The sequence below is a fragment of the Rhodococcus sp. SMB37 genome (genome assembly GCF_004345605.1).
In the GTDB taxonomy this organism is placed as follows: domain Bacteria; phylum Actinomycetota; class Actinomycetes; order Mycobacteriales; family Mycobacteriaceae; genus Rhodococcus.
The window spans coordinates 279,517-302,976 of record NZ_SLVY01000006.1; the positions used below are offsets into that span (position 1 = coordinate 279,517).

Here is a 23,460-nt window from a genome sequence, read left to right on the forward strand (position 1 = left end):
CACGTCCCAGCTCGACCCTCGAAGGAGTCGCTGTGCCGCTTCAGGACCATATGCACTTGATTTCGGTGGACGATCATTTGATCGAACCGCCGAACGTGTGGTCGGACCGCTTGCCGAAGAAGTTCCTCGACGAGGGTCCGCGCATCATCGAAAAAGACATGAGCACCGAGCATGGCGACGAGGGTCTGTCGGCGCTCCTGCTCGACGCCGCTCGCCACGGCAAGAAGGCTGCTGCACCGAAACTTGCGGAGGTCTGGCAGTACGAGGGCCGCGTCTATCCGAACATCGGCCTGAACGCCGTCGCAGGTAAGAAGCCCCAGGAATATGGCATGGACCCGACTCGGTACTCGGATATGCTTCCCGGTTGTTATGACGTGAACGCCCGCGTACAGGATATGGACATCGACGGGGTACAAGCCGCGCTGTGTTTCCCGTCCTTTCCCCGGTTCGCCGGCACGGTCTTCCTTGAAGGCAAGGACAAAGAACTCGCCCTGCTGTCGGTGAAGGCGTGGAACGACTTCCACCTCGACGAGTGGGCCGGAGCCCACCCGGACCGGTTCATCCCACTGATAATCGTGCCGTTGTGGGATCCCGCCGAGGCGGCGAAGGAGATCTACCGCTGCGCCGCCAAGGGCGCCAGGGCGATCACGTTCCCCGAGAACACTGTCGGCTTGGGGTTGCCCTCGTTCTACACCGACCATTGGGATCCGGTCTTCCGCGCCGCGGAGGAGACCGGTATGCCGCTGTGCATGCACTTCGGCTCCTCGGGCAGGGCCCCGATTACGTCTCCCGAAGCCCCGATGGCAGTGATGATCTCGCTGTTCGGTACGAACTCGATGGATGCGACGGCAGATTTGCTGTTCTCTCCGGTGTTCTACAAGTTCCCGAATCTGAAGGTCGCGTTGTCCGAGGGGGGTATCGGCTGGATGCCGTACCTGCTCGAGCGCATCGACCTGACCTGGGAGAAGCATCGCTGGTACCAGAACGTAAACAAGGACGTTCGGCCGTCCGATTTGTTCCGTGAGCACATGTACGGATGCTTCATCGACGACTTCGAAGGTGTTGCCCGGCGCGATCGGATCGGGATCGACAACATCACGTGGGAGTGCGATTATCCGCATTCGGATTCGAACTGGCCCAACAGCCGCCAGTACACGGCAAAGCTCCTGCAGGACGTGCCGGACGAGGATGCACACAAGATCGTCGAACTCAACGCTCGTAAGCTTTACAACTTCCCTCGTACCGACGGACAGTAGCAGGTACGAAAAATGGCTCACGAGAAGGAAATCGACGCTTCCGATTGGACCGATCAGGACCTGCTCACCAAGGACGAGGCAGGGGAACGGCTCGACGACGAAATCGAGTCGACACGCGCCCGCCTGAACGAACTCGAGACACAGGATGCTGCCGGCAAAAACGTAGCTGCCTCGCTCGGTCTTGTTCGGCGCCGATTGACCGCGATGGAGAGATTGCGCGGCACCTTGTGAACTCCGGCCGGGCCGCCTTCCTGCGATGCGGGAAGGCGGCCCGGCCTGCTTTGCGTATGCAGCGTTGTCCGAGCTTGTTATATCCCTTGATGAAAGGCAACACTATGAGTGATCGACTGAAGGGCAAGACCGTACTGGTAACGGGTTCCACCCGCGGCATCGGAAGATCCATGGCGGAACACTTCGCCGCGGAGGGCGCACGTGTCGCAGTCACCGGACGTACGGTGGAGCGCGGGCAGAAGGTCGTCGACAGGATCCGGGCGGCGGGTGGAGAAGCCGAGTTCTTCTCTCTCGATGTGACGTCGGAAGCGAGCATCCGAGAGGTCGTCGAGGCAGTCGTCGCACGGTTCGGAGGACTGTCGACCCTGGTGAACAATGCGGCCCCCACCGACGCGGTAGCCGGCACTATGAAGCCCCTCCACGAGTACGACACTGCGGAGTGGGAACGAATCATGACCGGAACTCTGACCGGAAATGTTTTCTGGGCAACAAAATACGCGTGGCCGCATCTTGTCCGGGCAGAAGGGGCATCCATCCTCAACATCTCATCCGGTCAATCGCTATCCGGGTTCAAGGGTTTCGCGGCGTACGGCGCGGCGAAGGCCGGAGTCAACAGCCTGACACGATCTCTCGCGGTCGAGGGCAGTGCGGATGGAATCCGGGCCAACTGCATTCTCGTCGGCCGTGTGGTCGCGTCGAAAGGCGACTCCGGCCACCACACTGGGGGCGGCCGCCTGACACGTATCGGCAACCCGATGGACATCGCCTACGCTGCCACCTGGCTGGTATCCGATGAGGCCGAGTTCGCAACCGGGTCGATGGTTACAGTCGACGGTGGCTTCTCGATCAACGGTGATGCTGTCTCCGACGCGGAAAGCCTTTCCATGCAAGCAGTCTGACTATCGATTCTTCGGCAGGCGCGCCACGATATCGTCGGAGGGCATGATGCGGGCCAGTGCCCCGATCAGGTTCTCCAACATCGCGGTGTGTGCCTGTGGAGACGTTCCTGCAGTGCAGTCCTCGGCGAGCACCACGTGATAACCACGGTTCACCGCCTCGCTCGCCAGGCCGGGGATCGCTACGTTGGTCGAGACGCCGGCCAGGACGATGGTGCGAACGCCTTCGAGGCGGAGCATCGCGTCGAGGTCGGTGCCGTAGAAGGCGGTTATACCGGTTGCGCGACTGCTCACGATGTCGTCAGGCTCGGGTCCGAGTTCGGATGGAATCTCCACATCCGGCGTGCCGGCGATCAAGCTGCGGGTGCGCAGCGCCATCGTGCCGAGGTACGAGTTCGGAAGCATCCCGCGCTGGTCGGCGCGATGCTCGATGATGCAGTGCACCACGGGTAGTCCACGATCGCGGAACTGCCTTGCGAGCGACGCGGTGCGGCTGACGATGCTTCGCTCGGCGGCCTCGCGTGCGAGCCCGGAAGATACGGATGACGTCGGGTCGAGGATGCCGCGCTGGCATTCGCTGATCACCAGCGCGGGGGCGGGGAAGTGGTCCGGCATGCGTGGTCTCCAAATTGTGACGGGTAAGCCAGTTCATGGAATCGTATCTCATGAAACATCAGCAAAAACCCTGTTCATGGCTGTTGTGTAATAGTGACATTACTGCCAGAATCAAGGAAATAACCGCGGCGGCACGGGGTCGTGTCCGCGAGAAATTCGAGGCAGGTTGTGATGGTGGGGACCGAGTCGGTGGCGTCGCTCTTGATGGACCTGGATTGGTGGCAGTACCGTTCCGCCGAGCGTGACGACTTCTTCGCGTCGTTGCGCCGAGAAAACCCGCGAGCGTTCGTTCCGGTTGGTACGCGAGGGTTCTGGGCGTTGACGCGGCACGCGGATGTTCTGGAAGTATCGCGACGCCCGGAGGACTTCTGCTCGGGTGAGGGTACGCAGATCTTCGACCAGCCGGCGAAACTTCGTGAATACCGGGGTTCGTTCATCGACATGGACAACCCTGAGCATGCGCGATTGCGGAAGATCGTGTCTCGTGGGTTCACAAACAAGGCATTGTCGTCGATCCGCGAAGATATCGAAGCGACCGTCTCCGAGATCCTCGACGGGATGCCGAGTGATGGTTGTGATTTCGTCTCCGAATTTGCCGCGCTGGTGCCGCTGCGGATCATCGACAATTTGCTCGGCATTCCAAGGGAGCACGAGGCGTTCATCCTCGAGGCGACCAATGTCCTGCTCGGCGCGGTGGACCCGGAGTACGTGCCGGATCAGAGCTCCGAAGGGCTCGCCTCGGCAATGACAGCGGCAAGCAAGAGGCTGATCGCGATCCTGAACGACCTCGCCGAGGAGCGGATCGCCGAGCCGCAGGACGATCTCATCACGAGGCTGGTCGCCGCCAACGACGCGGAGAATCTCACGCCGCAGGAAATGGCGAAGTTCTTTATTCTTCTGGTCGGCGCCGGGAACGAGACTACCCGCAACGCTCTTTCCCACGGCCTGCATCTGCTCACGAAATACCCGGAACAGCGCGACAAGTGGCTGTCCGATTACGATCGCTACGCACCCACGGCGATCGAGGAGATCCTCCGCATTGCCAGTCCTGTGGTGCACATGCGCCGCACCGTCACCCACGACGGCGTCCGACTGGGCGACCAGGAATTCAACAAGGGCGACAAGGTGGTGCTCTGGTATGGCTCGGCGAATCGCGACGAGTCGGTCTTCGAGAACCCGTATGACTTCGACATCACCCGCGATCCGAATCCGCACCTGGCCTTCGGCGCTCCCGGCCCGCATTTCTGCCTGGGCGCTCACCTAGCCCGCTTGGAAATGCACGTTGCGTTCCGGATGCTCTTCGAGCGCTTCCCGGATATCCACACCATCGGTGAGCCGGATGTGCTGCGCGCTAATTTCCTGAACGGGATCAAGCATCTTCGTGTCGAGTACACGGCGCCCTGACGACAGAACAGCTTACGACAGACCATGGGTCGAGGAGGATTCGGTGACCGACGTCATTGACGGACAGACACAGCGTACGGAGAGTGTGCTTCGGCAGCTGGAGGGCGGGATCTTGACGATTTCGCTCAACCGGCCGGATGCCGCGAACGCCCTGCGGCCCGATGATCGCAACGAGTTGATCCGCCTCTTCGAGGAAGCTGGGGGAGACCCCGACGTGCGCGTCGTCGTATTGCGTGCGAACGGCAGGCATTTCTGTGCGGGTGCGGATGTGGTCAGGCTGTCGGGGGATCGTGCGACCAAGGTCAAGAAGGTCACCGGGGCGATGCACACCATCATGACCGGTGCGCAGCGTCTGATCTCGTCGGTCCTGGACTGCCCCAAGCCGGTCGTTGCGGTCGTGCAGGGTGCAGCTGCCGGCATCGGCGCGCATCTGGCATATGCATCGGACCTGGTAGTGGCTTCCGAGGGCGCATACTTCGCGGAGTCGTTCGTCAAGCGTGGTCTTGTCGTCGACGGAGGCGGTGCCTACCTGTTGCCCCGCCGCATCGGGATGCAGCGTGCCAAGGAGATGGTCTTCTTCGGGGAGAAGTTGTCGGCGCGTGACGCTCTCGAACTGGGATTGGTGAATCGCGTCGTGCCGGCCGAAGAACTGGACTCGACCACCACGGAATTCACGTCTCGGTTGGCTGTCGCGCCCACCAGCGCGATTGCCCTGACGAAGCGGTTGTTCAACGATTCCCCCGACGTCGACCGGACGCAGTCCTTCGTCGCGGAAGCGATGGCGCAGGAGATTCAGGGCTATTCGCAGGACAGCAAAGAAGGCGTGCAAGCTTTCGTAGAGAAGCGCGACGCCGACTACGTGGGTTGGTGAGGGACGATGACCGAGAAGACCGCATCCGAGAAGACTGCTGGACCGGAAAAGCCGCGCGCGGACATTCCGACCGTCGACGAGGCGACCGCTCCCTACTGGGACGCGGCCAAGCAAGGAAAGCTGCTGATCGCGAAGTGCGGTGAGTGCGACAAGGTGCACCACTACCCGCGACCGTTCTGCCCGTTCTGTTGGAGTGAGGACGTAACCGCAGTCGAAGCCAGCGGACGCGGCACGTTGTACACGTATTCGACCGTGTATGTGAACGACCTTCACCCGTTCAAGTCACGGTTGCCGTATGTGGCGGCTCTCGTGGAACTCGAAGAAGGTCCGCGCGTGATGACCAATATCGAAGGGTGCGAACCCGACGAGCTGGAGGTCGGGATGGCAGTAGAGGTTGCGTTCCGGTCGTTGACCTACGAGCTCGACGCGACGATCTTCCGTCCTGTTGCAGCAACCGATCGGTAAAAGCGAATCTTCCAGTAGAAGGAGACATTTCATGGGCAAGTTGCTCGAGGGTAAGGTCGCGCTGGTTACGGGCGCCGGTCACGGTATCGGTCGCGCACATGCGTTGGAGTTGGCCGGTCATGGCGCGACCGTGATCGTCAATGATCTGGGGACTTCGGTCAGCGGCGAGGGCACCGGCAAGGTTGCCGACGAGGTGGTGCAGGTCATCGAGGATCGCGGTGGCCGGGCGATCTCGGATTTCAGTGACGTCGGTGACGAGCAGCAGGTGGATCTGCTGGTGGAACGGGCGTATTCGCAGCTAGGCCGTCTCGACATCGTGGTCAACAATGCCGGGATCGTGCGGGACCGGGCGATCTGGAACATGAGCGCCGAGGATTTCGACCTGGTTATGCGGGTGCATGTGCGGGGTTCGTGGTTGACCAGTCGTGCGGTGGCACGTAAGTGGCGTGAGGAGTCGAAGGCATCCGGCGGCAAGGTGTACGGCCGAATCATCAACACCACGTCGGGCGCCGGGCTGCAGGGGCATTTCGGTCAGACGAATTACGCTCCGGCGAAGGCCGCGATCGCGGGGTTGACCCAGACGCTGAGTCTGGAGCTGGCATCGATCGGTGCCACAGTCAATGCGATCAGTCCGGGTGGTCTCACTCGGATGTCGGCGACGATGCCGGGTCGCGCGGAGGCGGTCGAGCCCGATCAGCGTACCGATGACGTGTTCGATCCGAAGGATCCGTCGTTGGGGTCGCCGGTCGTGGCGTGGTTGGCGAGTCCGGAGGCCGGGCATGTCAGCGGTCAGGTGATCAAGGCGCTGGGTGAGAACATTTCGTGGTTGCGGAGCTGGACGCCGATTGCGACGGTGTCGAACAACGGAAAGCGTTGGGAAGCAGAAAAACTCGGTGCAGTGTTCGCTACCGATGTGTTCGGTACGCGTGCTGCCGGTTTGCGTTTGGGCGGCTGATTGGGGATGGCCGGCGGGCGCACCGCCCGGCGGCTCCCTCGGGGCGGGCATGCCCGGTCCTTATCCCAGTAGAAAATAGAATATAGATTTCGGAATTCAGTGACGCTACTTCACTCTGGCCACGGTGCGGATTGTGAAGCGCGACTGCATCCATTCACAGTGCGAGACAAGTACTTCGATCCCCCTATGCCGGCCCATCGCGGGAGCGATCTTTCTCGCTCGGCCGCTGCGCTCGCCACTGGTGGGACGACATCACGAGCAGAAAGGCGGCGTCGATGGACGCGACGTTCGATGTGATTGCAATCGGTGGGGGCCTCGCGGGATTGGCTGCGATGACCGTGCCAAAGAACGCGGTCTTTCGGCTCTGCTGATCGAGAAGACCGACACTCTCGGTGGGGTGACTGCGTATTCCGCCGGTCAGCTCTGGGTGGCGGGCTCGTTCCTCGAGCGTGCAGCGGGGATCGAGGACTCGGCCGAAGCCGGTGCGGCGTATCTGCGCCGCCTCGGCATGGGTTTCGCGGACGAGGAACACGTGCGCTTCTATGCGGACAACGCGAACCCGACACTCGAGTACTTCACCGAACTCCTGGATGCCAAGTTCCGGATCGTCGACGACCTGCCGGACTACTACTACGGTGAGTTTCCCGATGCGCGCAGGGAAGGACGGCTTCTCGAAGTCGACCCGTACCCGGGTGCGTCGTTGGGCCAGTGGCGGAAGCTCCTGAGGGTCTCTCCGCATGTCCAGTATCGGCTCACGCACGAAGACATGTGGAAACTCGGCGGGATCGCACGTAGCCACACGTGGGATCGGTCGTTGCTCGACCAGCGTGAAGCCGACGACGAACTGTGCATGGGCACAGGTCTCGCGGCGCTGTTCCTCCGCGGTGCTATCGAAGCGCGATCGGAGATCATGACGTCGACCTCGGTGTCGGAACTCGTCGCCGAAGACGGACGTGTGACGGGCGTGCGCATAGACGACGGGCGGAGCTTCGGGGCCCGCTTCGGCGTCCTCATCGCAACCGGGGCGTACGACTGGGACCCCAGGGCGATGATGGGCTTCGAGGGAATCCCCGACGTGGCCTCGGCTACGCCCCCTTCGGTCGTCGGCGATCATTTCCGACTGACCGCGCCGTTGGGCGCTCGCGTCGTGAGCGAACCCAAGCCGATGCGGCTCGGGTACCCCATCCCCGGTCGGAAAGACGACGGACAGGCGATGACCGGCATCTTCCGCGCCGTCTCCTACCCGTACTCGATTCTCGTGAACGGTGACGGTCGGCGCTTCTGTGACGAATCGTTCTATCCTGCAATCGGACATGCGCTCAAGACGATCGACGGCCGGCGACAGGCATTCGCGAACTGGCCGTGCTGGTGGGTGTTCGACACCAAGTTCCGAAGCGAGTACTCGTTCTCCTCGATTTCCCCGGGAACGGATTTCCCGCCGGAATGGGATGTCGTCTCCGCCGACTCGATCGAAGGGCTCGCAGAAAAGATGGGTGTCGACGTTGATGCCTTCTCCGACCAGGTCCGTCGATTCAACGCCGACTGCGCAGACGGAGTGGATCGCGAATTCGGCCGAGGCGAGCGGATGTACTCCCAGGTCTCTTACGGAGACCACCAGGCCGGCCAGCACCCGAACCTCGGTCCGGTAGCCGTCGGACCGTTCTACGCAATGCGACCGGTCCTCGTCGGCACCGGAATCCCTACCACCGGGCTCGATACCGATGCGGTGGGACGAGTTCTCGACTACGACGGCCGGCCGATCGAAGGGCTGTACGTTGCCGGCAACTCGTCGGCGATGCTCGAGGTCGGCGGCGGATACCAGAGCGGGGTCGCCAATATGCGATCGCTGATCACCGCGCGTTCGAGCATGTTCGACGCAGCCTCCAAGAAATGACCCCAGCGGCCGCCTACACCTGCGAGACCGCACACCCGGACGTCGAGGTGTCAAGGGCCGAGCCGCCGAGCGCAAGGGAAGATTCATGAAGATACTCGGAAAGCAAGATCTCTCGGACCGATACGACGTCGTAGTGGTCGGATCGGGCGCCGGCGGCCTCGTCGCCGCGCTCACTGCAGCGTCCGCAGACCAGTCCGTTCTCGTGCTGGAGAAGTCGAGTCAGATCGGCGGAACGTCTGCCGTGTCCGCCGGCACGATCTGGATCCCCGCCAACGACGGGATGACAGAAGGTGGGATCGACGACGACATCGAGAGCGCACGTACGTATCTCACCGAGACGGTCGGCGGCGGAGAGGTCGTCGATGCGTTTCTCGACCACGCGAACGACATGCTGTCGTTCCTGCGTGAACGGACCTCACTCGAACTGGTGGCTTCCCTCGGGTATCCCGACTACAAACTGGGCCTCGCGGGATCGCGCTACGGTCGCGCGATGCAGCCGACCACGTACGATTCTCGTCAGCTCGGTGAGTGGAAGGATATTCTCCGCCGCGACGAGAACCTGCTCCAGTACTCGATGATCGAGTTCAAACAGTGGGGTTCGTGGGCGAACTTCCCCTGGGACGAACTGCGAGAGCGCACAGCGAAGGGCATCGTGGCGCGCGGTGCGGCACTGGTGGGCCCGATTTTCCAGGCGTGCCTGGAAGCCGGTGTCGACTTCGCAGTGAATGCCCCGGCACAGGAATTGGTCGACGAGGGCGGCTCTGTCCGCGGAGTGTCGGTCGACAGCCGGCAGATCGCCGCGACCGGCGGTGTAGTGCTCGCCTGTGGTGGCTTCGAGTGGAATCCCGAGATGATGGAAGAGCATCTGCCGATGCCGATTCCGATCCGCTGCAGCCCGCCCCACAACACGGGTGACGGACACCGCATGGCCGAGCGCATCGACGTTCGTCTCGACCACATGGACGAGGCGTGGTGGGCGCCCATGGTGTCGGTGCCGGGGCAGGAGGTCGATGGGCAGCGGGTGGGCCGACACATCCGCTCCGAGCGGCAGTCTCCCGGCGTCATCATCGTGGACAGCACAGGCGAGCGCATCGTGAACGAGGCACAGGACTACAACAGCCTGATTCGATCCGCGCTGGAAGCTTCACGCAGTAAGGGCATTCCGCTGCGTATGTTCGTCGTCTTCGATCATCGCTTCCTTGAGCGGTACGGCTTCCTCACGTATGCCGCGGGCGACGAACTCCCCGGATGGATCACTACCGGTGCGAGCCTCACGGAGGTCGCCGAGTCGCTCGGACTCGAGGCGCAGGCGCTCACCGCCACCGTCGAGCGTTTCAACAAGTTCGCCGAGGCAGGAGTGGACGAGGACTTCCATCGCGGCGACAGTCCTTACGATCAGTACAGCGGAGATGCCACCAACCCCTACCCGAACTCGAACCTCGCGCCCGTGGAGATCGGACCGTTCTACGGCATGGAGTTCTTGCCGGGCGCGTTCGGCACCGCGGGTGGTGTTGCGACCGATGCCCGCGGACGTGCGTTACGCACCGACGGTTCCGTCGTGCCGGGCCTGTTCGCAGTGGGCAATGTGTCTGCCCATCCACTCTCTACGGGCTACCCCGGTGCAGGCTCGACGCTCGGACCCGCCATGACTCTCGGATATGTGGCCGGCACCGAACTTGCGGACACTCGCACGGCTGCGGAAGTTGGAGGAACGCAATGATCGATATCGGAAACGCGTTGGCAGGTCGCACGGTTGTCGAGATCTGCAATTACGTCAGCGGTCCGATGGTCGGCCGGAACCTGGCGGCGCTGGGCGCCAACGTCCTGAAAATCGAGAGGCCCGGCACCGGCGATGACGGACGCCACTCGTACCCTGCGTTCGACGGGGACGGCTTGTTCTTCACGGAAACCGCATACGGCAAGAAGTCCGTAGTCCTGGATCTGAAATCCGAGGCCGGACTGGCAACGGCCGTGGACATGATCGACAAAGCGGACATCCTGATCGAGAACATGCGCCCGTCCGTCATGTCGCGTATCGGTCTCGACCCCGCGATGCTCGTCTCACGTAATCCGAAGCTCGTCGTGGGCTCGGTGAATGCCTTCGGCACCACCGGTCCGCGCGCCGACGACCCGGCCTACGATCCGGTCATCCAGGCGGCGACCGGCATCATGTACACCACCGGCTTCAAGGGCGATCCGCCCAAGCGGATCGGAGCGTCGATCGTCGACAAGACCGCAGCCCTGTGGGGGACGATCGAGGTTCTAGCGGCTGTCCTCGAGGTCGACCGCACGGGCGAGGGCGGCCACTTCTCGGTGTCGCTGCTGTCGTCTGCAGTTCATCTCATGGGCGCGGACGTCCTGCGCTTCCTGGCGACCGGGGAGGACAGTGCCCCCTCGCAGCCGCGTGCCGGCGGCGCCGGCGCCTCGCACGGGGCCTACCGGACGGCCGACCACCGGTGGATTCAGGTGGCGATCGGAAACGATCGGATGTTCGAGAGGTTGTGCCAGGCCGCGGGCCGTCCCGAGATCCTCGAAGACCCCCGCTTCGCGACACACCTGCTTCGAGGGGAAAATCGTTACGACGAGCAGGAAGTCATGGAGCGGGTCTTCGCCGAACGGGACAGCGCCGAGTGGGTGAAGATTCTGCACGAGGTCCGGATCCCGTATGCCCTCGTCAACCGGATCCCCGAGTTCATCGCCGACAACGAGTTGTCCGCACCGTTCATGGGTGTCGCGACACGCACGGACGGAACCGAGATACCTTTGGTCCGAGGGCCTTTGGATCCGGAGTCGGCAACCGGTGAAAGCCGTCGTGTGCCTCGCCTGGGTGAGGACACCGTATCGGTGCTCCGATCGCATCTGAACCTGTCGGACGATGCCATTCGGGATCTCGCAACACGCGGAGCATTCGGGGCCGATCCCGCACTCGTTCTGTGACCCGCGCACGCCCCATCGCCGATGGGAACCACGAAATCGAAGAACAGGAGACGCGAACATGACGGGACCACTCGCAGGGCTGCGTGTCCTCGAAATGGCAGGGATGGGCCCGGGCCCCTTCGCTGCGATGCTTCTGGCCGATATGGGTGCCGACGTCGTCCGTATCGACCGCGCGGACCGCCAAGCGCGGGTCGGGCCCACCGGCCGGGGACGTAGCCGAATCGCTGTCGACCTGAAACAGCCGTCGGGGGTGGAACGGGTCCTGCAGCTGGTGACGGGCGCCGACGTGCTGATCGAGGGGTACAGGCCGGGCACGATGGAACGACTCGGCCTGGGACCGGACGAATGCCTGCGTCGCAACGAGAAGCTGATCTACGCGCGAATGACCGGATGGGGCCAGTCGGGGCCCCTCGCGCAGTCGGCCGGGCACGACATCAACTACATCTCGATCGCCGGCGCGCTCGGTGCGATCGGTCGGAGCGATGAACCCCCGACGGTGCCGCTGAACCTGGTGGGCGACTACGGCGGGGGATCGATGTATCTGCTGTACGGCATCATGTGTGCCGTGTTCGAGCGTTCCCACTCGGGCAAGGGCCAGGTTGTCGACGCCACGATGGTCGACGGCGCAGCCAATCTGATGACGACCTTCCACTGGAACCGTTCGGTCGGGCAGCACTCCGATCGCCGAGGCACGAACCGGCTGGACTCGGGCGCCTTCTTCTACGACGTCTACGAAACGGCCGATGGCGGTTTCATGGCGGTTGGATGTATCGAGCCGCAGTTCTACCGGGCATTTCGGGAGGTGCTAGGGCTTGACGGTCCGGAATGGGACAACGCTCAGGCGGACGTCGAGTCGTGGCCCCAGCGCAAGAAGGACATCGCGGCGCTCTTCCGGACCCGGACTCGGGAGCACTGGTGCGCAGCGTTCGACGGTGTCGACGCGTGCGTCACGCCGGTGTTGTCGCTGGACGAGGTTGCCGGGCACGAACACAACCGTCAACGAGAGCTCATCCAGGAGTTCGCGGGCGGTCGCGTACCGGGCGTCGCCCCGAGGCTGTCGCGCACTCCCGGTGCGATCGCGGACCGAGAACCAGGTGAGCTCGATGACGTGCTCGCACGCTGGGGAACTACCTGAACGAGTTGTGCTCGAACGAATAACGAGTCATCCCAACCGGAATGTGGTTGATCGTTGCGTGCAGCGCTGTGCCGACCGGCCACAAGGAGGATGTTGTGGAACTGAAAGAGAAATACGCAGGGCTGGCAGACCAGCTGGCTCCGTACATCGGTGAGTACGCCCCCCGCGTGTGGTCGGCGTATCCGCTCGAGACAACCGCGATCCAGCAGTTCTGCGGGATGGTGGAGGATGCCAATCCCGTCTACTGGCAGCCCGAGGTGGCGAAGACGTCCCGCTTCGGTCGCGTCATTGCGCCGCCGCAGGGTCTGATGGCGTTCAATATCGATGCGTGGTGGCTGCCGGAGTATCTTCGCGGCCAAGTGGAGCAAGCTAGAAGGTCGACGCCCGAAGGAAAGATCCGCGAGATCCTTGCGAGTTACGGGTTCACCACGGTGACAGTGGTGGAACGTGAGGAGGAGTACCTCGAGCCGTTCGGACCAGAGGACGGACACATTGGCAGGGATCGCCGTGTGACGGCGGTCAGCCCAGTCAAGCAGACGAAGGTCGGACCCGGTGTGTTCATGACCTACGAAATCGAATACCACACGCAGCACAACGAGCGTCTTGTCGCGATCGCGCGGAACGTCACGCTGCTGTACGACGGAACGGGAGCGAAGCCATGACAGCCCGACCGCGCATTCCCTGGGACGAGGTCGTCGTGGGGAACAAGCTCGAGCCCTTCACCTTTGATGTCACCTACTCGACACTTGCGAAGGACGTCGTCGGGACACGGGATCTGTATCGGATCCACCATGATCCGCCGTTCGCACAGGAGAACGGCGCACCGAACATCTTCCTGAACACCATGTGGTACCAGGGGTTGATCGGCAGGATCGTCACCGAATGGGGTGGGTACGAGTCGTTCCTGCAAAAGATGAGCATCAAGATCAACTCGCATGGCTGTCCCGGCGACACCCTCACGGTGGGTGCCACGGTCGTCGGTCGCGAACAAGTCGAGGACCGACTGCTCGTCGCCCTCGATCTGACCATCGACAACGGTCGTCGCGCCGACGCCGTCGTCAGTTCCGTGAAGGTGGAGCTGGTATGAGTACGCAAGCGGAAAAGCAGGACGCGACACCGGTATCGCAGCGGAAGCGCTCGTGGCCGGCGATCAGCGAAGACACCGAATACTTCTGGAACGGTGTACGCGACGGCGAACTACGTGTCCAGCAATGTTCGGATTGCTCCGCGCTGAGTCATCCTCCCAAGCCGATCTGCTCGGTGTGCGGGTCGTTCGAACTCGGACACCTCGTCGCCTCGGGAGCGGGCACGGTCTATTCACATGTCACGTTCCACAAGCCACTGTCACCGGGATTCGACGAGCCCTACAACGTGTCGGTGATCGAACTGGTCGAAGGGGTGCGCCTCGTGTCGCAGGTCGTCGGAGTGCAACCGAGCGACGTCTCGATCGGAATGCCGGTCGAAGTCGAGTTCACCGAGGTCGAACCCGGCCTCGTACTGCCCCTGTTCCACCCGGTTGCCGAGACCGGCGGAAAGGACGTTTCCCATGGATAGCCAGTGGAGCAACAAGACCGCGATCGTCGGCATCGGGCAGACCGAATTCTCCAAGAAATCCGGTCGCAGCGAGCTGAAACTGGCTGTGGAAGCGGTCAAATCCGCGATCGACGATGCCGGACTCCGCCCTGAAGACATCGACGGCCTGGCGACCATCTCGATGGACACCAGCGCAGAAACCGATATCGCCCGGGCCCTCGGCATGGGTGACGTGACGTACTTCTCCCGCGTGCACTTCGGTGGCGGCGCCGCCTGCGGTGTCGTACTGCAGGCCGTGCTGGCGGTTGCGACCGGCGCCGCCCGCAACGTCGTCGTCTACCGGGCGTTCAACGAGCGGTCGGGCAAGCGATTCGGCACGGCCAATCGGGGCCAGCCTGTAGGCGCCGGCTCCGAGCAGGTCTCTGCAGGCTGGACGAATCCCTTCGGCTTGTTGACACCTGCGAGCAAGGTCGCGATGTTCGCCCAGCGCTACATGCACACCTTCGGTGCGACCAGTGAGGATTTCGGCCGCATCAGTGTGGTGGACCGCAAACATGCTGCCACGAATCCCAATGCGTGGTTCTACGAGCAGCCGATCACCCTCGAACAACATCAGCAGTCGCCGTGGATCGTCGAACCGCTGCACCTGCTCGACTGCTGCCAGGAAAGTGACGGCGGTGTCGCGCTGGTCGTGACGAGCAGTGAGCGCGCTGCGGATCTTGCTCAGCGCCCGGTGTCGATTGCCTCCGCCGCACAGGGCATCGCCGACGACCAGCATTCGATGACGAGTTACTACCGACCCGACAGCGACTTCGTGGGTCTTCCCGAGATGTCTCTCGTCGCTCGGCAACTGTACAAAACCAGTGGATTGACACCGGACGACATCGGTGGTGCGATCATCTACGACCACTTCACACCCCTGGTGTTGCCACAGCTCGAGGCTTTCGGATTCTGCCCGGTGGGCGAAGCCAAGGATTTTATCCGGGACGGAAATCTGGAGCTCGATGGCAGGCTGCCGCTCAATACACACGGTGGCCAGCTGGGTGAGGCGTATATCCATGGCATGAACGGAATTCTCGAAGGGGTACGACAGTTACGGGATCAATCCTGCAACCCCATCGACGGTGTTGATCACATGCTCGTCACCGCCGGGACGAGTGTCCCGACGAGTGGGTTACTGCTGTCGCGTAGCTGACGGCCCGGAGTTTCACACTAACCAGGAGGCGAAATTGGAATCCCTCGACCGGGACGTAGCGATCATCGGTGCCGGGCCGGCAGGCGTGACACTGGCAAATCTGCTGGCGCAGCATGGAGTATCGACGACACTGATAGATCGCGAAGCGGAGATTCTCGAAGAGCCCCGCGCGGTCGGGATCGACGACGAGGCCTTGCGCACACTGCAGGGTTTCGGTATGGCGGAGGAGGTGCTGGCGAACGCGGTGCGTAATGCGCCGATCCGCTACTACGATTCGCGCAAGCGAATTCTCGCTCACGTGGCGCCGAGTGGTCGACCCTACGGGTGGCCGCGCCGTAATCTGTTCTTCCAGCCGAATCTCGAAGCGGTGCTGAGGAAGAGCTTGGGGCGTTTCGGCACTGTGGAGCTGCGCACTGCGTGTGAGGCCGTCGGACTGACGCAGGACGCGGAAAGAGTGACCGTCACGACCCGCCAGGATGGTGAAACGATCACCATCCGGGCCCGCTACGTGATCGGTGCGGACGGTGGACGCAGCTTCGTTCGAGATGCCGTGAATATCGAACTCGAGGGCGATACGGCGCCGATGAAGTGGCTCGTCGTCGATGTGAAGGACGACACGTGGGATGCGCCGTACTCGGCGGTGTACACGTCACCTCAACGGCCATCGATGACCATTCCTCTCCCATTCGGATACCGTCGCTTCGAGTTCAAGGTGCTCGACGGTGAGGATCCGGATCGGATGGCCGAACCCGAGATGGTCGCCACCCTCATGAAGCAGTTCTATCCTAATGGGGATGTGCCGCAGGCAGTTCGCCGACGGATCTACTGGCACCATTCGCGCACCGCTGCCAGGTTCCAGGAAGGCCGTGTGTTCCTGGTCGGCGACGCGGCACACCTGCAGCCGCCGTTCTTCGGACAAGGCATGAACTCGGGAATGCGGGATGTCACGAATCTCGCGTGGAAGCTCGGAATGGTTCTGTCCGGATCCGCGTCGCCGAAGCTGCTCGAAACATACGACGCGGAACGGCGGGAGACTGCACGCGAGATGGTGAAGTTCGCGACCGGCGTGGGACGTCTCTACCACCCCGCGAACCGGGCCACGGAGTGGTTCCGCAATCTGTTCTTCCGCGGAGTTCAGCGGGTACCCGGTGGACGTGACTACATCCTCCAGATGAAGTACAAGCCGGTCCCGCGTTACGAGGACGGCTTCGTTCTCCGCGACGGGGCCGGCCGGTCCTCCTTGGTCGGCCGGGCGTTTCCCCAGCCGATGGTGGAGCAGCTGGACGGCACCCGGCTGCGCTTGGACGATGTGCTCGGTGCCCGGATCGCTCTCGTGGGAGTGGTCGACGGTGTAGTCGAGGGCTTGTCGCCGCAGGTCGCTGCTCGTCTTACTGCGCACAACGGTATCGTCGTGCAGTCGCACGTGCCTTCGGCGTATCGCAGGAAGGGTCAGTTCGACCCTTCGTCACGGGTCGCGTCTTCCGAGGTGCCGGTAGTGGACGTCTACGACCTCGAAGGTGGCCTGCGGGATCTTTACCTCGAACATCCTGGCGCGGAGGTTTACATCGTCCGACCGGATCGGTACGTCGCCGCAGTCAGCTCGATTGCGGACTTGGATTCGACGGTCGAGTCCTTGCTGGGGTTGCTCGATGGTTCCGGCAATGCAGCGGACGAGCGGGCGCGCGATGTCCGGTCGCGTTGAGTGTAGTGGGTGAGACGGGGAAGCGGGCGCGGACGGATCAGGGATGTCCGCCCCGGCGCCGTCGATTGATCCGGGCGCACTCGAAACCTGATGGGGCCGAGTGTCGGCAGCTCACCTTGTATGCACTGATACTGCTGCTTACAGCGTGAAGGTCTCGGACCGCGGTATTCGACCTTCAGACCAATCGGGGTCGCTCGAGTGTACTTCCGTGCCCGGCTCGAGCGGCCGTGGACAGGGACGACGAGGAGTGCGTACGACATGACTATCGGCACCCCCCGTGTCCGCCAGCAGCTCGGCGAGGAAGCCGCTGTGTATGTGCGGGAACAGATAATCTCAGGTGCCTTCGCGCCCGGCACACGGGTGCGTCCCGAAGCGATCGCCGGTGAACTCGGGATCTCGCCTACCCCGGCGCGTGAGGCGCTCAAGGCGTTGGAGGTCGAAGGTTTTCTCGATCTCGAACCTCGCCGAGGATTTACGGTGTCCAAGGTGACCGGAGACGATATCCGGGACATCTTCCTGGTTCAGTCCACTGTGGCCGGAGAACTGGCGTCGAGGGCGACTGAACGAGTGACCGCGGCGCAATGCGCACGTCTCGACGAAATCCACGCTTCGCTCGTGTCCGCCGCCGAACGGCACGACCTCACCTCCTTGGAGGAGCTGAATCATCGGTTCCATCGTGAGATCAACCTCGCTGCAGGAGCGCCGAAACTGGGCTGGGTGATTCAGATCCTGTCCCGTTACACGCCGCAGCGCTTCTATACGACCAAAGGCTGCACATGTTCGGAAGACTGGCCTGCAACTACGGTAAACGACCACACGGAGATTCTTGCGGCTATACGGTCACGCGATTCCGAGCGCGCCAGGACCACGACGCTCGAGCATGTCCAAGGCGCAGGTGAACAGCTTGCACGACATATCGATGCGAGGCTGAAAGGAGTGGACTGCAGTGTGGCGAGGTAACGGAGACGCATGTTGTTCACAGCGGTTGAACTAAAGTGACATTATTGCCAGAATTGAACGACAATGCTGTACTGCGCTTTGCGCAAGAGCGATCCGCTTCCCTCGCGTTCGCGGTTGCCTCAGGTGGCGTGTCACGAGCTACGTATTCGAATCACAGGCATGGAGGAGAGCTTGATGGGCGAGTTGTTCGAGGAGAATACAGAGAAGCCTGATTCGGTGTTCGGCACCGATCTGTTCGGTATGCGGGCTGCCGGTTCGAGTTCGGGTGGCGGATCGGCATGACCGGCGGCGAATCCACAACCGATGATTACCCGGATTTCGAAGAGCAGCTTCGCAGCGCTGTGCAGGTTGCGGAGTTGCCGTCCCTGTTGCCCGCTGTGGCGCACCTGACCGGAGACCACACGATCCTTCGAGACGAGCTGCGGCCGGGAGTGCACCCGACGCCGCTCGGACTCGAACCTCAGGGTGGCTTGTCGAACGAAAACCAGGAATTGGGGCGTACTCTCGCGTTCCGAGCGTTGCGTGACTGGCACCGAGCCGGTCGCCCTGCTGCGCCCGACTACCGGCCGGAGGACATGCAGGCTCTGATGGAGTTCGTCACCGGTCCCGTCGACGCCGACTACCTGTCGTTGTTCTTGGGCCAGCTCGGTGTCGACGCGAAGGGTCCGGGCTGGACGCTCGAGGATGTGCGTCCCGATCGTGAGTTCCGTGTAGTCGTGATAGGCGCCGGCATGTCGGGTTTGGTCGCGGCTCACCGATTGGACGAAGCAGGGGTGCCGTTCACGGTGCTCGAACGAAACGCTGACGTTGGCGGTGTCTGGCTCGAAAACGACTACCCTGGTTGTCAACTCGACACCAGCAACTTCTGCTACAGCTACTCGTTCGCGCAGCATGCAGGATGGCGATACCAGTACTCGCGACGTGATTCCATCCTCGAGTACTTCCGAGATTTCGCCGACACACAATCACTTAGGCGACACATTCGATTCCGATCCGAAGTCTCAGCGGCGACGTTCGACGAAGAAGAAGGAATCTGGCGGCTCACCGTTCGTGACACCGCTGACGGAAGCGTGAACACGATTGAAGCGCACGCCGTGATCAGTGCGGTCGGCCAGTTGAACCGTCCCGCCTTCCCGACCACACCGGGACGCGAATCGTTCGCAGGTGACTCGTGGCATACCGCTCGGTGGAACCACGATGTCGATCTGAGTGGAAAGCGGGTCGCCGTCGTCGGTACCGGCGCAAGTGCTTTTCAGGTAGTGCCCGAAATCGCGGAAAAGGCAGAGAAGGTCGTGCTTTTTCAGCGTACTCCGCCTTGGATCATGCCGACTCCGAGCTATCACGCCGAACTTGCGCCGGGACTGCGGTGGCTGCTCCGGGAAGTCCCCGGATACCACCGTTGGTTCAGATTCCTGCAGTTCTGGGTGGGTGTCGAAGGACGCCGCAGGTATGCCCTCGTCCACCCGGCGTGGGACAAGCCGGGATCGGTGTCCGAGGACAACTATTCACTGCGATGCGCGCTGGAGGCATATCTGGAGCGTGAATTCGACGACCGCCCGGACCTTCTCGCACACGTCGTCCCCGACTACCCGCCGTACGCGAAGCGGATGTTGCGCGACGACGGCAGGTGGGCATCCACACTCAAACGCGACGACGTCGAGCTGGTGACGGAGCCGATCACGGAGATCACGCCGCAGGGTCTCGTGACCGCGGACGGAAGTAGCCACGAGGTTGATGTGATCATCTACGGAACCGGGTTCCGCGCATCCGAGTTCCTCGTGCCGATGGAAGTGGCCGGTCACGGCGGGGCGAGGTTGCACGACGTCTGGGGTGGCGAGCCGCGCGCGAACATGGGTATCACCGTCCCCGGATTCCCGAATTTCTTCCTGCTCTACGGTCCCAACACGAATCTGGTGGTCAACGGCAGCATCGTGTTGTTCTCCGAGGCCGAGGTCGATTATGTGATGGCCTGCCTGCGAAGGCTGTTCGAAGCCGATGCACGTACGATCGAATGCCGTCCTGAAGCGCTCGAGAGCTTCTACGAACGAGTCGATGCAGCGAGTGCGGCAATGGCATTCGGTGTGGAGGGTGTGCACAGCTGGTACAAGAGCTCGTCCGGCCGGGTATCGCAGAACTGGCCGTTGAGCACCCTCGAGTTCTGGCAGCGCACCCGTGGGCCGGACCCGTCCGAATACGTCCTCGACCGAGCCGAATGACAGGCTATCGATTCGATCCCGAACTCGTCGATGCCACCGAACGGATTCCGGCCCCGGACCTGACCGACCTCGCGTCGGCAAGGTCTGTCGGTGCGCAACGCGCAGTGTCCGTTGAATCGCATCCGTCTGTGCGCGACGAGGAGTTCGGGATCGACCGCGGAGCGGGGTGCCCGGTTCTGGTCGTGCGGGTATACCGCCCGCGGGACGCCGATGGACTGTTGCCGGCGCTACTGCACCTGCATTCGGGCGGTTACGTCATGGGATCGATCGACGCCGCCCACGCGCGGAACCAGCGACTGTCGTGTGAGCTGGGCGCCGTGGTCGTTGCAGTCGATTACCGGCTCGCCCCGGAGCATCCGTACCCGGCCGCGCTCGACGACGCCGTCGCCGCGTACACATGGCTGGCGGACCAGTCGGAGTCCTTGCGGGTCGATCCGAGCCGGATTGCCCTGCACGGTCGCAGTGCAGGTGGGGGACTCGCCGCGGCGCTCGCACTGAAACTTCGCGACATGCGGCGGGGACGCAACGCACCGGGGCCGAGGCTCCCCGAACCGTGCTTCCAGTACCTCGCCGCACCTCAGCTCGACGATCGGACGTCCACGCCCAGCATGCGCCGGTTCGTCGACACTCCGATGTGGTCACGCCGTGCGGCAGAAACGAGTTGGGCGTACTACCTCGGGGCCGGCGTGCCCGGGACGGTCCATGTATCTGCCTACGCGGCTCCGGCGCGTGCAACGGACCTGTCGGGGCTCCCCCCGGCCTACATCGCGGCAATGGAGTTCGATCCGATGCGGGACGAAGCGCTGAATTACTCGCGTGCACTTGCGGAGGCCGGAATTCCGGTGGAAGCCCATCTTTTTCCCGGCACGTTCCACTGTTCCGCGGTGCTTGTGAATGCAGCCGTATCGCGCCGGGAACTCGACGAGGAATGTGCAGTGCTGCGCGCAGCACTGCACGTCGTCTGAGCAAATTGTCATACGCGGCCGTCGGTTCCCACTCCTCCCACGTCCGCAGGAACGGTCCCGCTTCGATGCCGTCCCGCAGCGAGCCGACTGTGCCTACAGCTCTCGGCGATTCCTGCTCTGAGAAGGTCGATCAACGCATAGCTCGCCAGTGAAGAGCCACGCGGTACCGAGATGTGCCGTAGCCACCAGATACGACCCACTCGCCGTCCGTGATGCTGCCACCGTCCGGATCGCTGCGGTCACATAGTGGCTCTGGCAGCCAATTCTTGAAACACGCTCTGGTAATTGCGACGTCCGTCGACGAAGCTCGAGACTTCGTCGACGGACGCGAACACTCAGCCACGCAGATCAGGTCGTGCGGACCACATTCAGCATCGAGGCAGTGTCCACGAATTTGACGCGTGGCCGTTTGCGTGCCCTACCCGCGGCCTTTTCCGCCTTGTCTATGGCGGTCCAACCCTTGAAATTCACGATGTCGGGTTGGCGCTCGGCGACCAGCGCGGTCAGGGACTCTGCGTCGTGGCCAGGCACCGGCAAGCTTCCTGCAAGATAGTCTTGCAGTAACAGATCGACGGTATCGATGGCGCACTTCTTGTTGGTGCCGATGACACCCGAAGGGCCGCGCTTTATCCAGCCCGTGACGTACACACCCGGGAGGGGCTCACGGCTAGCTGGGTCGACGACACGTCCCCCGACGTTCGGTATGACACCGCGTGCGTTGTCGAACGGTAGGTCCGGCATGGCGACGCCGTGGTAGCCGACTGCTCGCAGCACCAGTCCGGCCTCGAGTGTCTCGGTCTGATCGGTAGCGACCGCCATGACTGCGCCGTCGCTCTCCTGCTCGAGGCGATTGCGAGTCACGCGTACCGACTCGACGCGGTCGGTGCCGACGATCTCGGTGGGGGACACAAGGTAGCGCAGTACCAGGCGCTTCTTGTTCCCTGTTGGGTTCCCGGCCGCCACTTCTTGGGCGAACATCACTTTCGAGCGGACGGACGGCTCGGTGTCGTCGGCGTCGAGAATTGCCTGCGTCAACTCATCGGTAGCAACTTCGTCGCTGTCGATGATCAGGTCGACGTCCGGCAGGTCGCGCAGCGCGAGCATTTCCGGATTGGTGTATCCCGCTTGGGCGACGCCTCGACGGCCGAGTACGACGACCTCGCGCACGTTGCTGGTGCGCAGCGCGTCCAATGCATGATCCGCGATGTCGGTGTGATCCAAATCTTCCGGATCCGTCAACAGAATTCGCGCGACGTCGAGGGCGACGTTGCCGTTGCCGATGACGACGACATGATCACTGGACAGATCGAATGTTCGATCGGCATAGTCGGGGTGTCCGTTGTACCAGGCGACGAACTCGGTTGCCGTGTGGCTGCCGGCCAAATCTTCGCCGGGAATGCCGAGACGGCGGTCCGAGGAGGCACCGACGGCGTAAATGACTGCGTGGTGACGCTCGACCAACTCTTCGTGGGTGATGTGGGTGCCGATCTCCACGCCGAGGTTGAGGTTGAACGAGCTCTTTTTGGCGAGTGATTCGAAGACGACGGTGACTGCTTTGGTACCCGGGTGGTCGGGAGCTACACCGAATCTGACAAGGCCGTAAGGAGTCAGTAACCGGTCGAACATCTCGACTCGCGCGCCTCTCATCGAGACGATCTCGAGGGCTGCATAAAAAGCTGCAGGTCCAGAGCCGACTATCGCTACCCGCATGCCGGAGTAATCGGCCTTGCGCCACGGAGGCGTGACCGGGGCGAGTGTGCCGCTGCTCATCGGGCGGAGATCGAAGTATTCGGAATTGAGTGAGCGGTAAGGCTCGTCCCGCTCATCGAGTTCGTCATCCGGGCGGATTGCGTCGACCGGACACTCCTCGGCGCATGCCCCGCAGTCGATGCAGGCCTGAGGGTCGATGTGCAACATCTCCGTCCGCATGAACGGCGCTTCCTCCGGGGTGGGATGAATGCAATCGACCGGACAGACAGCGACGCACGACGCATCGTTGCAGCAGGCTTGCAGGATCACAAAGGCCATGAAATTTCCCACCTATTCGTGCATATCTGACGCTAATGTCTATCTTAAATCAACGGGCACGTACCCATTGATCCGCCTTCTTACTCGAACCCATCACGTCCGGCGAACCCTGCACGGTTACCAGCGGTCCCGCGTGACTTCGGCCGTGAACGTCAGCGGGAGGGCTCGAGATGGAAGGTCTCCGCCGACTATGGGATGCGAG

22 protein-coding genes are annotated in these 23,460 nt (G+C 62.7%); 20 read left to right on the top strand and 2 right to left on the bottom strand.

Annotated elements, in window-relative coordinates; translation table 11 throughout:
• The first annotated feature begins 32 nt into the window (after positions 1 to 32).
• From EV641_RS12750 to EV641_RS12760, 3 genes are all read left to right on the top strand, one after another.
• On the top strand, positions 33 to 1,256 hold the full coding sequence (locus EV641_RS12750; protein ID WP_347238234.1) for an amidohydrolase family protein: 1,224 nt from the start codon (positions 33 to 35) through the stop codon (positions 1,254 to 1,256).
• Between the two features lie 12 nt (positions 1,257 to 1,268).
• A complete protein-coding gene (locus EV641_RS12755) occupies positions 1,269 to 1,487 on the top strand; it encodes a hypothetical protein (RefSeq protein WP_132472087.1) in 219 nt (72 codons plus the stop codon).
• Between the two features lie 104 nt (positions 1,488 to 1,591).
• Positions 1,592 to 2,386 (top strand): SDR family oxidoreductase, encoded by a 795-nt coding sequence (locus EV641_RS12760; protein ID WP_132472088.1) that lies wholly within the window; start codon positions 1,592 to 1,594, stop codon positions 2,384 to 2,386.
• Here EV641_RS12760 and EV641_RS12765 read toward each other — a convergent pair whose 3' ends face one another.
• Entirely contained in the window at positions 2,387 to 2,998 is a 612-nt protein-coding gene (locus EV641_RS12765) for a cysteine hydrolase (protein ID WP_132472089.1), read from the bottom strand.
• A 171-nt stretch (positions 2,999 to 3,169) separates the two neighbouring features.
• Here EV641_RS12765 and EV641_RS12770 point away from each other — a divergent pair, with 171 nt between their 5' ends.
• From EV641_RS12770 to EV641_RS12845, 17 genes are all read left to right on the top strand, one after another.
• A complete protein-coding gene (locus tag EV641_RS12770; protein WP_132472090.1) occupies positions 3,170 to 4,402 on the top strand; it encodes a cytochrome P450 in 1,233 nt (410 codons plus the stop codon).
• Between the two features lie 43 nt (positions 4,403 to 4,445).
• Positions 4,446 to 5,273 carry an enoyl-CoA hydratase-related protein gene (locus EV641_RS12775; RefSeq protein ID WP_241997161.1) on the top strand — a complete coding sequence of 276 codons (828 nt, stop codon included), beginning with the start codon at positions 4,446 to 4,448 and terminating at the stop codon, positions 5,271 to 5,273.
• A 6-nt stretch (positions 5,274 to 5,279) separates the two neighbouring features.
• The gene (locus EV641_RS12780) at positions 5,280 to 5,738 is read left to right on the top strand and encodes a Zn-ribbon domain-containing OB-fold protein (protein ID WP_132472091.1); all 459 of its coding nucleotides are present in this window, start codon (positions 5,280 to 5,282) and stop codon (positions 5,736 to 5,738) included.
• 31 nt (positions 5,739 to 5,769) lie between these two features.
• A complete protein-coding gene (locus EV641_RS12785) occupies positions 5,770 to 6,693 on the top strand; it encodes an SDR family NAD(P)-dependent oxidoreductase (RefSeq protein WP_132472092.1) in 924 nt (307 codons plus the stop codon).
• Between the two features lie 241 nt (positions 6,694 to 6,934).
• Positions 6,935 to 8,587: an FAD-binding protein gene (locus EV641_RS12790; protein ID WP_158289163.1), complete on the top strand. Its 1,653-nt coding sequence runs from the start codon at positions 6,935 to 6,937 to the stop codon at positions 8,585 to 8,587.
• Positions 8,588 to 8,672: 85 nt separating this feature from the next.
• Positions 8,673 to 10,307 (top strand): FAD-dependent oxidoreductase, encoded by a 1,635-nt coding sequence (locus EV641_RS12795; protein WP_132472094.1) that lies wholly within the window; start codon positions 8,673 to 8,675, stop codon positions 10,305 to 10,307.
• The gene (locus EV641_RS12800) at positions 10,304 to 11,524 is read left to right on the top strand and encodes a CaiB/BaiF CoA-transferase family protein (RefSeq protein WP_132472095.1); all 1,221 of its coding nucleotides are present in this window, start codon (positions 10,304 to 10,306) and stop codon (positions 11,522 to 11,524) included. Before EV641_RS12795 ends, EV641_RS12800 begins: the two co-directional genes overlap by 4 nt.
• Before the next feature lie 58 nt (positions 11,525 to 11,582).
• Positions 11,583 to 12,659, top strand: a complete 1,077-nt coding sequence (locus EV641_RS12805; protein WP_132472096.1) for a CaiB/BaiF CoA-transferase family protein — start codon at positions 11,583 to 11,585, stop codon at positions 12,657 to 12,659.
• Positions 12,660 to 12,754: 95 nt separating this feature from the next.
• Positions 12,755 to 13,321: a MaoC family dehydratase N-terminal domain-containing protein gene (locus tag EV641_RS12810; RefSeq protein WP_158289164.1), complete on the top strand. Its 567-nt coding sequence runs from the start codon at positions 12,755 to 12,757 to the stop codon at positions 13,319 to 13,321.
• Complete coding sequence (locus EV641_RS12815) at positions 13,318 to 13,746, top strand: MaoC/PaaZ C-terminal domain-containing protein (RefSeq protein ID WP_132472098.1); 429 nt, start codon at positions 13,318 to 13,320, stop codon at positions 13,744 to 13,746. The genes EV641_RS12810 and EV641_RS12815 overlap by 4 nt, the downstream gene beginning before the upstream one ends.
• The gene (locus EV641_RS12820; protein ID WP_132472099.1) at positions 13,743 to 14,213 is read left to right on the top strand and encodes an OB-fold domain-containing protein; all 471 of its coding nucleotides are present in this window, start codon (positions 13,743 to 13,745) and stop codon (positions 14,211 to 14,213) included. The genes EV641_RS12815 and EV641_RS12820 overlap by 4 nt, the downstream gene beginning before the upstream one ends.
• The gene (locus EV641_RS12825) at positions 14,206 to 15,387 is read left to right on the top strand and encodes a lipid-transfer protein (protein WP_132472100.1); all 1,182 of its coding nucleotides are present in this window, start codon (positions 14,206 to 14,208) and stop codon (positions 15,385 to 15,387) included. Before EV641_RS12820 ends, EV641_RS12825 begins: the two co-directional genes overlap by 8 nt.
• A 34-nt stretch (positions 15,388 to 15,421) precedes the next feature.
• The gene (locus EV641_RS12830) at positions 15,422 to 17,089 is read left to right on the top strand and encodes a bifunctional 3-(3-hydroxy-phenyl)propionate/3-hydroxycinnamic acid hydroxylase (RefSeq protein ID WP_132472101.1); all 1,668 of its coding nucleotides are present in this window, start codon (positions 15,422 to 15,424) and stop codon (positions 17,087 to 17,089) included.
• Between the two features lie 258 nt (positions 17,090 to 17,347).
• Complete coding sequence (locus EV641_RS12835; RefSeq protein WP_132472102.1) at positions 17,348 to 18,049, top strand: GntR family transcriptional regulator; 702 nt, start codon at positions 17,348 to 17,350, stop codon at positions 18,047 to 18,049.
• Between the two features lie 159 nt (positions 18,050 to 18,208).
• A complete protein-coding gene (locus EV641_RS30135; RefSeq protein WP_277874493.1) occupies positions 18,209 to 18,331 on the top strand; it encodes a hypothetical protein in 123 nt (40 codons plus the stop codon).
• Positions 18,328 to 20,265, top strand: coding sequence for an NAD(P)/FAD-dependent oxidoreductase (locus tag EV641_RS12840; protein ID WP_132472103.1), 1,938 nt, complete (start codon positions 18,328 to 18,330; stop codon positions 20,263 to 20,265). The genes EV641_RS30135 and EV641_RS12840 overlap by 4 nt, the downstream gene beginning before the upstream one ends.
• Entirely contained in the window at positions 20,262 to 21,230 is a 969-nt protein-coding gene (locus EV641_RS12845) for an alpha/beta hydrolase (protein WP_132472104.1), read from the top strand. The genes EV641_RS12840 and EV641_RS12845 overlap by 4 nt, the downstream gene beginning before the upstream one ends.
• Positions 21,231 to 21,578: 348 nt before the next feature.
• Here EV641_RS12845 and EV641_RS12850 read toward each other — a convergent pair whose 3' ends face one another.
• Complete coding sequence (locus EV641_RS12850) at positions 21,579 to 23,258, bottom strand: FAD-dependent oxidoreductase (RefSeq protein ID WP_132472105.1); 1,680 nt, start codon at positions 23,256 to 23,258, stop codon at positions 21,579 to 21,581.
• Positions 23,259 to 23,460 lie beyond the last annotated feature (202 nt).

Bases quoted from the DNA above. Each gene is read 5' to 3' on its own strand.
- EV641_RS12760 (WP_132472088.1), top strand. From the start codon at position 1,592: ATGAGTGATCGACTGAAGGGCAAGACCGTACTGGTAACGGGTTCCACC.
- EV641_RS12770 (WP_132472090.1), top strand. From the start codon at position 3,170: ATGGTGGGGACCGAGTCGGTGGCGTCGCTCTTGATGGACCTGGATTGG.
- EV641_RS12835 (WP_132472102.1), top strand. From the start codon at position 17,348: ATGACTATCGGCACCCCCCGTGTCCGCCAGCAGCTCGGCGAGGAAGCC.
- EV641_RS12845 (WP_132472104.1), top strand. From the start codon at position 20,262: ATGACAGGCTATCGATTCGATCCCGAACTCGTCGATGCCACCGAACGG.
- EV641_RS12800 (WP_132472095.1), top strand. From the start codon at position 10,304: ATGATCGATATCGGAAACGCGTTGGCAGGTCGCACGGTTGTCGAGATC.
- EV641_RS12795 (WP_132472094.1), top strand. From the start codon at position 8,673: ATGAAGATACTCGGAAAGCAAGATCTCTCGGACCGATACGACGTCGTA.
- EV641_RS12785 (WP_132472092.1), top strand. From the start codon at position 5,770: ATGGGCAAGTTGCTCGAGGGTAAGGTCGCGCTGGTTACGGGCGCCGGT.
- EV641_RS12820 (WP_132472099.1), top strand. From the start codon at position 13,743: ATGAGTACGCAAGCGGAAAAGCAGGACGCGACACCGGTATCGCAGCGG.
- EV641_RS12825 (WP_132472100.1), top strand. From the start codon at position 14,206: ATGGATAGCCAGTGGAGCAACAAGACCGCGATCGTCGGCATCGGGCAG.
- EV641_RS12840 (WP_132472103.1), top strand. From the start codon at position 18,328: ATGACCGGCGGCGAATCCACAACCGATGATTACCCGGATTTCGAAGAG.
- EV641_RS12850 (WP_132472105.1), bottom strand. From the start codon at position 23,258: ATGGCCTTTGTGATCCTGCAAGCCTGCTGCAACGATGCGTCGTGCGTC.
- EV641_RS30135 (WP_277874493.1), top strand. From the start codon at position 18,209: ATGGAGGAGAGCTTGATGGGCGAGTTGTTCGAGGAGAATACAGAGAAG.
- EV641_RS12805 (WP_132472096.1), top strand. From the start codon at position 11,583: ATGACGGGACCACTCGCAGGGCTGCGTGTCCTCGAAATGGCAGGGATG.
- EV641_RS12780 (WP_132472091.1), top strand. From the start codon at position 5,280: ATGACCGAGAAGACCGCATCCGAGAAGACTGCTGGACCGGAAAAGCCG.
- EV641_RS12765 (WP_132472089.1), bottom strand. From the start codon at position 2,998: ATGCCGGACCACTTCCCCGCCCCCGCGCTGGTGATCAGCGAATGCCAG.
- EV641_RS12815 (WP_132472098.1), top strand. From the start codon at position 13,318: ATGACAGCCCGACCGCGCATTCCCTGGGACGAGGTCGTCGTGGGGAAC.
- EV641_RS12755 (WP_132472087.1), top strand. From the start codon at position 1,269: ATGGCTCACGAGAAGGAAATCGACGCTTCCGATTGGACCGATCAGGAC.